This window comes from Dyadobacter koreensis (assembly GCF_900108855.1).
Taxonomy (GTDB): Bacteria; Bacteroidota; Bacteroidia; order Cytophagales; family Spirosomataceae; genus Dyadobacter; species Dyadobacter koreensis.
In genome coordinates this window covers 155347-167058 of record NZ_FNXY01000008.1, presented here as the reverse complement: position 1 = coordinate 167058, position 11712 = coordinate 155347, and the positions used below count along the sequence as shown (strand labels likewise).

Below are 11712 nucleotides of genomic sequence, written 5' to 3'. Positions count from 1 at the left end.
AACTTTAAGGTCGCGGAGTCATTCCGACAAGAGCTATACAAACATTGAAAGTTAAAAATGAAAGGAATTATTTTAGCCGGCGGATCCGGCACAAGACTTCATCCGCTTACTTTGGCCGTTAGTAAACAGCTTATGCCTGTTTACGATAAACCAATGATTTATTACCCGCTGTCTATTTTGATGCTGGCCGGAATCCGAGAGATTTTGATCATTTCGACGCCACACGACCTGCCTCATTTCGAAAAACTTCTGGGTGACGGAACCCGTCTTGGATGCTCGATCAGTTATGCAGTGCAGCCTAGTCCTGACGGGCTTGCACAGGCATTCATTATCGGTGAAGAGTTCATTGGCTCAGATAAAGTAGCTTTGATTCTTGGAGACAATATTTTTTATGGATCAGGTCTTTCTCAATTGCTTCAGTCAAATAATGATCCGGATGGAGGTGTGATTTTCGCATATCAGGTTCACGACCCCGAACGTTATGGTGTGGTTGAATTCGATAAAGATTTCAATGCGCTCTCAATAGAAGAAAAGCCGGAGACGCCAAAGTCAAATTACGCAGTTCCCGGTTTGTATTTTTACGATAACGATGTTGTAGAAATCGCTAAAAGTATTCCACCATCACCAAGAGGTGAATTGGAGATTACGGACGTAAACCGCGTTTATCTTGAAAAAGGAAAATTGAAGGTCGGCGTTTTAAATCGTGGAACCGCATGGCTGGATACAGGTACTTTTGAATCTTTGATGCAAGCCGGACAATTTGTTCAGGTAATTGAAGAGCGTCAGGGTTTAAAAATCGGATGTATTGAAGAAATAGCCTATCGTATGGGCTTTATCAATGTTGAACAATTAAAAGAAATTGCCAAACCACTGGTTAAGAGCGGATACGGAAAATATCTTCAGGGCCTGGTTGCTCATCTTTGATTTATAAAAAATAAGCAGTTGGTCGTTTGAAGAGTAAAAACTTCGAGGCCAACTGCTTTTATCGTTCATAATACTAAAAAAGCTCATTCAAAAAATGAAGTTTCTGGCTGAGGAAATAGAAGCATATTCCGAAACTCATACAGAGAATGAAAACGAATTGCTCAAATCTCTAAACAGAGAGACGCACGCGAACGTACTCAATCCACGTATGCTTTCCGGGCATCTGCAAGGCCGTTTTTTATCCATGATTTCCAGGATGATACGCCCTGAAAAAATTTTAGAGATCGGCACTTATACAGGCTACTCCGCGCTTTGTCTTTGTGAAGGGTTATCAAAAGATGGGAACCTGATTACTATCGATATTAATGAAGAGCTCGAAACGCTGACACGACGTTATATTGACAAGTCTGATTTTGCTAATCAGATTGATTACATCATTGGAAATGCGGTTGAAATTATCCCTACCCTCGACCATACTTTTGACCTTGTATTTATGGATGCGGATAAAATTAACTACATTTCGTACTTCAACCTTTGTCTTGACAAAGTGAGACCGGGTGGGTTTATTCTTGCAGACAATGTGCTGTGGAGCGGCAAGGTCTTCGATAAAGAATTAAAAAAAATTGACAAGGATACTCAGGCGTTAATGGATTTCAACAAAATGGTACAGGAAGATAATCGTGTATCTAATATTTTATTACCAATCCGTGACGGACTCATGATTCTTCAAAAACTGTAATTCACAACATCAAACAAGCCAAGCTTTCACTTTTTATGAACAGAATTCATAGCGCATACTTTAAACTGACCACACTTATACTCTTGATTTTTGTTCAGGTAAATCTGGCAAAAGCGCAAAGTCCTGAGATTCCACCCAGCGTCTTATTTGGTGGAATAACCGTAAAATTTGACCGCAATGCTCAAAATCTGATCGAAGAGGATATCAGAAGTCTGATGTCAAACAAAAAATTCTGGGAAGAAAAACTTGACAGGGCGATATTATATTTCCCTATCGTTGAAAGCATATTGATGGACGAAGAAGTTCCTATCGATTTTAAATATTTGGCAGTTCAGGAAAGCTCATTCAAACCAGATGTTGTTTCAAGTTCAAACGCCGTCGGGTTTTGGCAATTCAAACCGGAAACAGCGATTGAATTAAATTTGAGAGTTGATAAGGACATAGATGAAAGAAAAAATATCAGCTCATCAACGCACGCCGCTGCATGGTATCTGAAAAAAAATAACCAACAGCTTAATAACTGGGTATCAGCTTTATATTCATACTATCAGGGAGTTGGCGGCGTGAAAAAACTTGTTCCAGCCAACTGGGCATATGCGCGTGAAGTTGTTTTGACTGGAAAAACGGATCGTTATATGCTTCGTTTTTTTGCACATAAAATTGCGCTCGAAGCAGGCCTCGACCGGTACCGCACGAGTAACAATATGGTACTCATCGAGTCTGAATATGGAAAAGGTAAGACATTTGCAGAAATTGCAAAATATCTTGAAATTTCAGAAGGCGATTTAAAAAGTTACAATCGTTGGGTAAGCGATAATAAAATCCCTACTGACAGAGAATATTTATTAACGGTGCCGGTTACAACTAATCAGGTAGCTTTCGTTCGATCGAAACTATCTTTACCGGAGCAAACTCAGCCTGCCGAAACTACGTCAACACTTGCTTCAACAGGTTCTACCGCTGATGCAACTGGATTTCCTAGCCTGAAAAAATCCGGAACACCATCTAATGACAAAGGTGGTTATTCATTTTTCGAGATCAACGGACTGCCAGGTATAGAAGCACGCGCCGGGGATACCGATAAATCACTTGCGAGCGCAGGTAAACTGAGGCCGGCAAAATTCAGAAGATTTAACGATTTGACCGTTGATATGCCTGTAATTCCGGGAAATATCTATTATCTGGCAAAGAAAAATAAAAAAGCCGCCACTCCATTTCACACTGCCAAAACCGGAGATTCCTGGCAGAGTATTTCGCAGCAATACGGCTTGCGTCTGGTAAACCTTTTGAAATACAACCGGACGATCAGCAAAACGTATCCGATACAGACAGGTCAGGTAGTTTGGTTGAACAAAAAACGCCCGAAAAACCAGCCTATTGAAGTTATCAAACAGAAACCTGAGGACAAAGTTACTGAGCCTGCGATTGCATCCGCGCCAGCGAAAACTCAGCCGTCTGCAACCAATGATATTCCTGCTAATGCGGCTGGGCGTAAGAAATATACGCCTGTATTGGTTGATAAAGGTCAGAGCAGTATTGCAAAAGAAAATCAGGCATTTCAGCCAGGTGTAACTCCGGCTGCTCCCGCGAGCAGTACTCCTGTATCAACAGTCGATGTTCCTGTCGTAGCTTCCACGCCATCATCTAACACAAATGACCGCGTGGTCATTATTACCCAGGATGGCAGTGATGGCTCTTTCAAACCAGCTGATGAACCCAAAGCACCCACTGCGAAGCCTGCTGCTAAACCGGCTCAAAAACCTGTTGCGAGAAGATCTGCTGACGCTGATTTATTTTCGACGCCATCTGAAAATGCTTCCAGGATACCTGCCAATACCCAGCCTGCGGCATTTGATAACCCATTACCTCCGGTGAAAGAAAAACCAGCTGTTACTTCGGCACGAGAAACGAATGTATTTCATACCGTTGAAGCAGGACAAACGTTTTACAGCATTTCAAGGCTAAATAATCTTACAGTAAAAGAATTGCTTGCGCTTAATAATCTTGACGATGTTGTAAAATTGAGTGTCGGACAAAAATTAATTGTTAAAAAAGCATCCGGCGTTGCTTCAAGTTCTAAGTCTGGATCGGATGTTACAAAATCTACAAATACATCCGGGCCCAGAACACATACTGTCGCTGCCGGCGAAACACTTTTCCGAATTTCACAAAATTATCAGGTTAGCGTTGATGAAATTCAGAAACTGAACAAACTTTCCGGCAACACTGTTAAGGTTGGACAAAAGTTGAAAATACCATAAAACAAAAAAATTACTGTGATACTTATTGATAATACATGCATCAGCGATGATATTGAGGACCAGTTGTTTGTCTGCAACATAGACAAATGCAAGGGTGCATGCTGTGTGGAAGGTGATTCGGGCGCTCCCCTGGATCCGGAAGAGCTGGAAATTCTCGATCGGATTTACAGCCAGGTTGAGCCTTATCTGACAGAGGCAGGAAAAAAAGTTATCGCAGAGGAAGGTACATACACAACCGATTTCGACGGAGATTATGTAACTCCGGTGATCGACGGAAAGGAGTGTGTATATGCTATTTATGACGAGCGAAAAATTCTGAAATGTGGAATTGAGCAGGCATACAACGACGGAAAAATTGATTATAAAAAACCGATTTCCTGTCATTTGTATCCGATAAGGGTAACGAAATACGAACAGTATCATGCCCTGAATTACGATCGTTGGGAGATTTGTAGCCCGGCGTGCAGTTTCGGACAAGAACTGGGAGTTCCACTTTATCAATTTCTTAAAGAACCATTACTCCGTGCTTATGGAGTCAAATGGTATAATGAGTTAACAAGAGAAATAGATGAGCGCAAAGAAGCCAGAAAAAATTCGGGAGCCAAATCCTAAGAATGACTTTTTTGACAATGTGTACGATGTAGTCAGGCTTATTCCACCCGGACGCGTAACATCGTATGGAGCAATTGCGGCTTATCTCGGTTCCAAAAGAGGCGCAAGGATGGTCGGCTGGGCTATGGGAAACAGTTACACCCAGCATAATGTACCAGCTCACCGCGTTGTTAACCGAAACGGGTTGTTAAGTGCAAAACATCTTTTCGAAACACCGACGGCGATGCAGGAACGACTGGAAAGCGAAGGAGTAGATGTGAAAAATGACGTAGTCCAGAATTGGCAAAAAACATTTTGGGATCCGGAAAAGGAATTGCTTTAACGCACAGATATAAACGAAACGTCGCTGTCAGGATTCTGGCAGCGACGTTTTTTGTTCAGGGTGAAAATTCTTTTACAAAACAATCAGCTTACTCGTAGTAGATGAGATTTCCACCGTTTTGGTGACCTTTGTATTTTTTCCCATCAAAACGAAATAGTAAGTTCCTTCGTTCATACCTTCCATATCAAATACTCTGCGATAAAGACCATCGCTATTTTTTCTCAATACTTCGTGATAGATAATTTTTCCAAAATTGTCACGCAGAACGATGTTCACATTTGCGTCAGGAATTTTATCAATAGCAAGTTTTACTTTACTGGTGTTCGCAACTTTGTAGAGCGAGGCACCGAACGCTGCGGTAGCTTTCGTTTCTTTTTTTTCTGTTCCTTCCTCTTTTGCATACGTGAAAGATAAAGTTGACAGAGCTAACGTCAGAGACAGAACTAATTTGGAGATTGATTTAACTTTCATGGCTAATTATTTTAGAGATTTTTGCCATGCCCTATCGCATGGTTGATTCTATACTAAAAATACTTATGCCAAATTTAATTTCGTTGTGCCAGACCGCAATACGCCAACAACAATCTTCTGATTATCAATTATTTAATCAATATTCAGAACCAAATAAGTCACTCAACGTTCGTCAAATAACTGTTCATAACCGAACAAAATTTTCCGATAACGAACATTTTTTATCGTATGTCGTACTCTTAAATCTTGTTCTTGCCTCTGCTCTCATTTGCAATTTTCTGGATCATAGGTAATCTGCTTGCCGGGATTAGATTTTTGTAGTCCCAAAAAGCAGAAACGCAGACAATTTTCCACTGCCCGTCAATCTTTTCCATAAGTCTGACTTCCTTGCTGTGGTGAAAATTCTTCTCCGGTTTATCACTGTTGAATTGGTCCCAGGTGAGGTAAGCAACGTTGTCGCCATAAAACTTATACATCATATTCTTCCGCTCTACTTTGGGGTGACTTGACAGCGGCTCGGGATTCTCGGATATATATCGTCCGATCTGTTTGTTAATATCCGTCCAACCTACATTGGAATCAAACGTACCGTCGTCGTTACTCCATGCCTGAAACGCATAATCCGTTTGGGCATAATTGGATTTCCATGCTTCGTAATCTCTGGCGAAAAAGGACTGAGTTTCTTTTTCAATAGTCGCGTTGATCGCTTTTTTTTCATTCTCAAGATTTGCAGCTTTTGCAGCCTCATCTTCTTTGGGATCTTTCGAACACCCAAAGCAAAATAAACTGCCAATTAGAACTAATGATATTGCTTTCATAGTCTTGAAATTTAAATTGTTAATATTTAAGCTACGGTTCTCTGATACGCTTCATTTGCTATTCAACTTTTTATAAATTTTGTAAAATAAATCACCGATCACAGAAAGAAAGTTACAATAATTATAGAATTCAAACAAGATAAAAAATGCTTATTTTAACTACTAAAAGTTACTATTAAAGAGAAGATTAGTCAACTTGGAAGGAAGCGGCACAGATAACAGATACATAAAATTGGCAAGGCTCAATTCTTGCGCACGACGATAAAAAAATCATTTGCTAAGCAAACTTTTCAATCTGTCGTAAAAACCCGTATCGTGAAAAGTAAATTTTTTATGCAGGATGTAATTGCTTGAAAAACTGATCCCCATGCAGGCGAGCTGGCTGAATAATTTATTGACATCCACCAGTTTTATCGAAAACGGAATTCTTATTTTATACTGCCCAACTGTCAGCAGTGTCAGTTGATACAAAGCATCTGACCCATATACCGTGATACAAAATGACAATACAGTAACTAACGAGAACTTCACCATCTCCCGGTGACTCTTCGATTTGTTTTTAGTGTTAAAGGCAAAAATTTTGGTAAGAAAAAAACCTGCTACGGACGCAACTAAATAACCCAAAGTCAGAGACTGAACATACGTAATTGCAAACCAGTCTTGCGCCAGTGTACCAATAATCAGCTGGATCAGGGCGCCGGTTGCCGCCACCAGAAAATAGGCAAAGATATCCCTCGTGTTCAGTAAGTTATTTTCCATCAGGCTAATATAAGGAAGCCTCCTAAAAGGCTTGAGACTTTATTTAAACTGCAATTGCTTCCAAAAACAAGGAGCAATTGCAGTTGATAACTATGCAAGGCGTTTTGCCTTCGAATCTGTAAGTAGCCAAAGCCCTATGAAGGTGATCAGACCATTGATGATCAATCTTTCAAATCCGAATTTATAACCATTAAACCACTGTTCAGAATGGTCGTTTATATAGTATGTAAGAATCGGCGCAATAATGCAGACTAAAGGGACCCACCGATCCAAAACCGGCCGTTTCAGGAATAATCCAAAAGTAAAGAGCCCTAGCAACGGCCCGTAAGTATAACCCGCCAGGTCAAAAATAGCCGTAATGACTTCCTTATTATTCATCCTGTTGAAAATAAGGATTACAATATAAAACAAAACGGAGAATCCGATATGCACCCAGAACTTGATACTCGAACGCTTTGCTTCGGGTTTTTTCTCGATTTCCATAAAATCAATGCAAAAAGCAGTTGTTAGTGCTGTCAGTGCAGAATCGGAACTCGCGTAGGTAGCAGCGGTAATCCCCAGTAAAAACGTGATCCCAACAGCTAAACCCAAGTGGTTCAAAGCTAGCATAGGATAAAATTCATCTGTCCTGGCTGTTACCGGGATACCTTTCGCTGACGCATATACGTAAAGTAACGCACCAAGCGACAAAAACAAGAAATTCACAACGACCAAAACTGCGGTAAACCAGAACATATTCTTTTGCGCTTCCCCAATATTTTTGCAAGTGAGATTCTTCTGCATCAGATCCTGATCCATCCCAGTCATCACAATCGCGATGAAGACTCCTGCAAAAAATTGTTTCCAGAAGTTTTTGGAATCGTTAATTTCCCAGTAGAAAATTTTCGAGTAGCCACTGTTCTGAACTGTATTCCACACATCGGAAATCCCATGAAGATCGAGTTCCTGAGAAACCAGCACAATGGTTAGGATAACTGCGGTAATAAGGAAAAATGTTTGCAGCGTGTCTGTAACGATAATCGTTTTTACCCCACCTTTGAAAGTGTAAATCCAGATCAAAAGAATTGTAATGGCAACTGCAACTTCGAAAGGGACACCCAATGGTTTAAACAAAGCCAATTGCAGGACCTGCGCGGCGACATATAAACGAACGGCAGAGCCGACAGTACGAGACAAAAGAAAAAATGCCGATCCAGTTTTATAAGACCAAAAGCCAAAACGCTGTTCCAGATATGAATAAATGGAGATCAGGTTAAGTCGGTAGTACAACGGCATGAGCACGGTACCGATAATCAGGTAACCCAAAATGTAACCGATAACAACTTGGAAATACGAAAATTGTATGTTAGCTACCGCTCCGGGCACGGATATAAATGTAACACCAGACAAGGAGGTACCGATCATACCAAAAGCCACTAAATACCAGGGAGACTGACGATTAGCAGTAAAAAATGTATTGGTATCCGCGCCGCGTGAGGTGTAGACAGACACCGTAATGAGCATTGCAAAGTAGACAACAAGAATTATTAAAGAGACATAGGGATTCATTCACCAGCAGGTTTTAGGGAAACTTGAATATTAAAAGAGGTAATAAAAGGCTTCGAATAATCTCCACTTTTGATTAGATTTGCTAAACAAACAGAAATTTGGTTGTTATGCAAGTGCTTATAGATACAGAAACGGAAATTCTGGAAAAAACGGTAGAAACCGATATAAAGAAACTGGTGGTTTATAACGATGACGTTAACACATTTGACTGGGTTATAGATACTTTAATAGAAGTTTGCAAACATACAAGCGAGCAAGCTGAACAATGTACGCTGATAATTCATTATAAAGGTAAATGCTCCGTGAAAGAGGGCGAATTTGATGAACTGACAGGTATGAGGAATGAAATTTGCAGGAGAGGTATTTCAGCAGAAATTCATTAATCATAAACCGCCGGTTACTTACTTTATTTCTACACATGAATTATCCGTCCCGTCTTATTGAGGATGCAGTCAGTGAAATTTCCCGACTTCCAGGAATCGGTAAGAAAACAGCCTTACGTTTGGCTTTACACCTGCTCAAACGTGATGAACAACAAACCCGCGGACTTTCGGAAGCGCTTTTGAAAATGCGCACTCAGACTTGTTATTGTGTAAAATGCCACAATATCTCCGATGAAGCTTTATGCAACATCTGTAAAAATCCAAAAAGAGACACCTCCATTATTTGTGTAGTCGTGGACACACGCGATGTTTTGGCTATCGAAGCTACGAGTCAGTTCAAGGGCTTGTATCATGTCTTAGGAGGTATCATTTCGCCTCTTGAAGGGATCGGACCGTCGGATCTGAATATTGATTCTCTGCTGAAAAGAATTGAGGAAGCTCCTGCTGATGAGCGCGTCCAGGAAATAATCCTGGCGTTGAGTCCAACGATGGAAGGTGACACGACTGCTTTTTATTTACAAAAGAAACTAAAACCTAGCGAAGTCAAGGTTAGTACAATCGCCCGGGGAATCCCGATCGGGGGAGATCTTGAATATGCTGACGAAATAACACTTGGACGCAGTATCGTCAGCCGGGTGGCTTACGATTGATTGTTTATTTAAAAATCATATGAATTATGAATAGAACAGATTTTTTGCGCACCCTGGCCGGAAGTACTTTGGCTGTTGGTGCAATTGCTGATTATGCATTCGCGGAAACTACATCAGGAATATTACTTGAAACTGCCCCTTTTAAACAGGCTCCCCTACCGTATGATTTCGGAGCATTAGAACCAAGTATCGATAAGCTGACAATGGAAATTCACTATGGCAAACATCATGCTGCTTACGTGAAAAATCTGAATGACGCCATTAAGGGCACTGAATATGAAAAAAAATCACTTGAAGAAATAGTTAAAGTTGCAGGGAAGGCTCCGGCAGCGATACGCAATAACGCTGGCGGACACTGGAATCATACTTTTTTCTGGGAAGTGTTAGGTGCAGGAAAAGGTGCTGCTCCAAAAGGTGCGGTTGCGGATGCTATAAATGCACAGTTTGGTTCTTTCGACAAATTTAAAGAGGCATTTGGTAAAGCAGCAACGACTCGGTTTGGCTCTGGCTGGGCGTGGTTAACTGCGAAAGGCGGGAAATTAGAAATAAGCTCTACTGCCAATCAGGACAACCCTTTAATGGATATTGCGGAAGTTAAAGGAACGCCCGTTTTGGGGCTGGACGTCTGGGAACATGCCTATTACCTTCACTACCAAAATAAACGCCCGGATTATATCGCAGCATTCTGGAATGTTGTAAACTGGGATAAAGTTGCTGAGAATTTGAAAAAAGCATAATATAAATCAAGGGTTGAGAATAAAGACATTTTTCTATTCTCAACCCTTTGTATTTATCCTCAGTCCTTAATTGCAATAGGTACTGATCACTTTGTACGAGGGCATATACCCTAGTTCTCCTGATTTGCTCAGATCAAGACAGCCTTCATTTACTTCTCCGAGACTGTGTTTGATAATTCCTCTTAGATAAAAAGCTTCCGGAAAGTTTGTTTTTAATTTAATAGAACTGCTGAAATCCAGCACTGCCCCCATTTGATCTCCGATCGACGATTTGATAAGTCCGCGTGAAAAATAGGCATCCGCATAGGTTGGATTTAATTCGACCGCTGTACTGATATCCAATAGCGCACCTCGGCTGTCACCACTTTTCGACTTACTGATTCCCCGTATAAAATATGCCTCTGCCCTTTCTGTGGTGAGGTCATCAATTTTAACGTGTTCTTTCACCTGATTTCTTAATTCATCAAGAATTGTTTTATTGATAGGACCGGCATACTGGATTTTCTTCGGATCTGCCACATAAGTATTTTTTAGTTCAATCGCTTTTGTCAAATCCAGAATTGCCCCTTTTTGGTCATTCAATTTATTCTTAGAAAAACCTCTTCCATAGTATGCCTGATAATTTTCAGGTTCCAATTGCAGTGTTTTATCATAATCAGATATCGCACCTTTATAATCTTCTATTTTATTTTTCGCAAAACCTCGTTTGTCGTAATAAGCAGCTTCGTTCGGGCTCAGTTCTATCGCTCTAGTAAAATCTGCGGCAGCTCCCTGAAAATCATTCAACTCGATTTTTGCTGACCCCCGCCCTGCATACGCACCGGCACGTTTAGGACTCATTTCAATTACTTTTGAAAAATCTGAAAGGCTTCCCGCATATTCGTGTAAATGTTGTTTACAGTTTCCGCGTGCATAATAGGCCGCCACATCACTGGGATCCAATACCAGAGCTTTGTCCAGATCTGCCATGGCGCTGCGGTGGTTGTCAAGTTTGGCATAACTTACGCCCCTGTTATAATAAGATTTTGAATCATCCGGATTTAGCTCTATTCCGCGCGTGTAATCCTGAATTGCCGCGCGGTAGTCTTCTTGCATACTCTTGCTGACGCCTCTGCTCTGGTAATAGAGTGCCTCTTTGGGATTAATTTCAATGGCACGGTCATAATCCAGAATGGCTCCGCGATGATCTTTTAAGTTTGCCTTGGCAAGTCCGCGATTGAAAAAACTGGGAGCGTGATCAGCGTTAATCGAGATCACTACACTGTAGGCCTGCAAGGCACCTGCAAAATCACTGGCCCTGGCTTTTGTGTTACCTTCTTCAAAATATTCCGCAGCTGAGCGTTGTCCAAAACTGAAAAGGGGTAAGAATAAAATCGCAATTAAAAATGGAATAGATAAAAGTCTAAGGTTCATGAATGTATAGTTTTTCAATACGAAGGATTTGATTTAATCATTAATCGCATAAAAGTATTCAAATTCCGACTGAGC

13 protein-coding genes are annotated in these 11712 nt (G+C 40.9%); 8 read left to right on the top strand and 5 right to left on the bottom strand.

Translation table 11 applies throughout. The features are described from left to right. The first annotated feature begins 57 nt into the window (after window positions 1-57). The 5 genes from rfbA (at window position 58) to BMY70_RS24110 (ending at window position 4858) form a co-directional block, all read left to right on the top strand. Window positions 58-924, top strand: a complete 867-nt coding sequence (gene rfbA, locus BMY70_RS24130; RefSeq protein WP_090339258.1) for a glucose-1-phosphate thymidylyltransferase RfbA — start codon at window positions 58-60, stop codon at window positions 922-924. A 94-nt stretch (window positions 925-1018) separates the two neighbouring features. Beyond that, window positions 1019-1663, top strand: coding sequence for an O-methyltransferase (locus BMY70_RS24125; protein ID WP_090339255.1), 645 nt, complete (start codon window positions 1019-1021; stop codon window positions 1661-1663). A gap of 35 nt (window positions 1664-1698) precedes the next feature. Next, window positions 1699-3924 (top strand): LysM peptidoglycan-binding domain-containing protein, encoded by a 2226-nt coding sequence (locus BMY70_RS24120; protein WP_090339252.1) that lies wholly within the window; start codon window positions 1699-1701, stop codon window positions 3922-3924. A 15-nt stretch (window positions 3925-3939) separates the two neighbouring features. Further along, window positions 3940-4536, top strand: a complete 597-nt coding sequence (locus BMY70_RS24115; protein WP_090339249.1) for a DUF3109 family protein — start codon at window positions 3940-3942, stop codon at window positions 4534-4536. Further along, complete coding sequence (locus tag BMY70_RS24110) at window positions 4493-4858, top strand: MGMT family protein (RefSeq protein WP_090339246.1); 366 nt, start codon at window positions 4493-4495, stop codon at window positions 4856-4858. Before BMY70_RS24115 ends, BMY70_RS24110 begins: the two co-directional genes overlap by 44 nt. Before the next feature lie 72 nt (window positions 4859-4930). On the opposite strand, the gene BMY70_RS24105 is transcribed toward BMY70_RS24110, so the two are convergent. The 4 genes from BMY70_RS24105 to BMY70_RS24090 form a co-directional block, all read right to left on the bottom strand. Beyond that, window positions 4931-5329 carry a hypothetical protein gene (locus tag BMY70_RS24105; RefSeq protein ID WP_090339244.1) on the bottom strand — a complete coding sequence of 133 codons (399 nt, stop codon included), beginning with the start codon at window positions 5327-5329 and terminating at the stop codon, window positions 4931-4933. A gap of 239 nt (window positions 5330-5568) precedes the next feature. Next, window positions 5569-6147 (bottom strand): hypothetical protein, encoded by a 579-nt coding sequence (locus tag BMY70_RS24100; protein WP_090339242.1) that lies wholly within the window; start codon window positions 6145-6147, stop codon window positions 5569-5571. A 270-nt stretch (window positions 6148-6417) separates the two neighbouring features. After that, window positions 6418-6906, bottom strand: coding sequence for a GtrA family protein (locus BMY70_RS24095; RefSeq protein WP_090339241.1), 489 nt, complete (start codon window positions 6904-6906; stop codon window positions 6418-6420). A gap of 90 nt (window positions 6907-6996) precedes the next feature. Next, a complete protein-coding gene (locus tag BMY70_RS24090; RefSeq protein ID WP_090339240.1) occupies window positions 6997-8454 on the bottom strand; it encodes a sodium:solute symporter in 1458 nt (485 codons plus the stop codon). A 107-nt stretch (window positions 8455-8561) separates the two neighbouring features. Here BMY70_RS24090 and BMY70_RS24085 point away from each other — a divergent pair, with 107 nt between their 5' ends. The 3 genes from BMY70_RS24085 to BMY70_RS24075 are packed head-to-tail and all read left to right on the top strand — an operon-like array spanning window position 8562 to window position 10224. Next, a complete protein-coding gene (locus BMY70_RS24085; RefSeq protein WP_090339239.1) occupies window positions 8562-8837 on the top strand; it encodes an ATP-dependent Clp protease adaptor ClpS in 276 nt (91 codons plus the stop codon). Window positions 8838-8872: 35 nt separating this feature from the next. After that, window positions 8873-9487 carry a recombination mediator RecR gene (recR, locus tag BMY70_RS24080; protein ID WP_090339236.1) on the top strand — a complete coding sequence of 205 codons (615 nt, stop codon included), beginning with the start codon at window positions 8873-8875 and terminating at the stop codon, window positions 9485-9487. 26 nt (window positions 9488-9513) lie between these two features. Next, on the top strand, window positions 9514-10224 hold the full coding sequence (locus BMY70_RS24075; protein WP_090339233.1) for a superoxide dismutase: 711 nt from the start codon (window positions 9514-9516) through the stop codon (window positions 10222-10224). Between the two features lie 66 nt (window positions 10225-10290). Here BMY70_RS24075 and BMY70_RS24070 read toward each other — a convergent pair whose 3' ends face one another. Next, window positions 10291-11637, bottom strand: coding sequence for a tetratricopeptide repeat protein (locus BMY70_RS24070; RefSeq protein ID WP_143072157.1), 1347 nt, complete (start codon window positions 11635-11637; stop codon window positions 10291-10293). Between the last annotated feature and the right edge of the window lie 75 nt (window positions 11638-11712).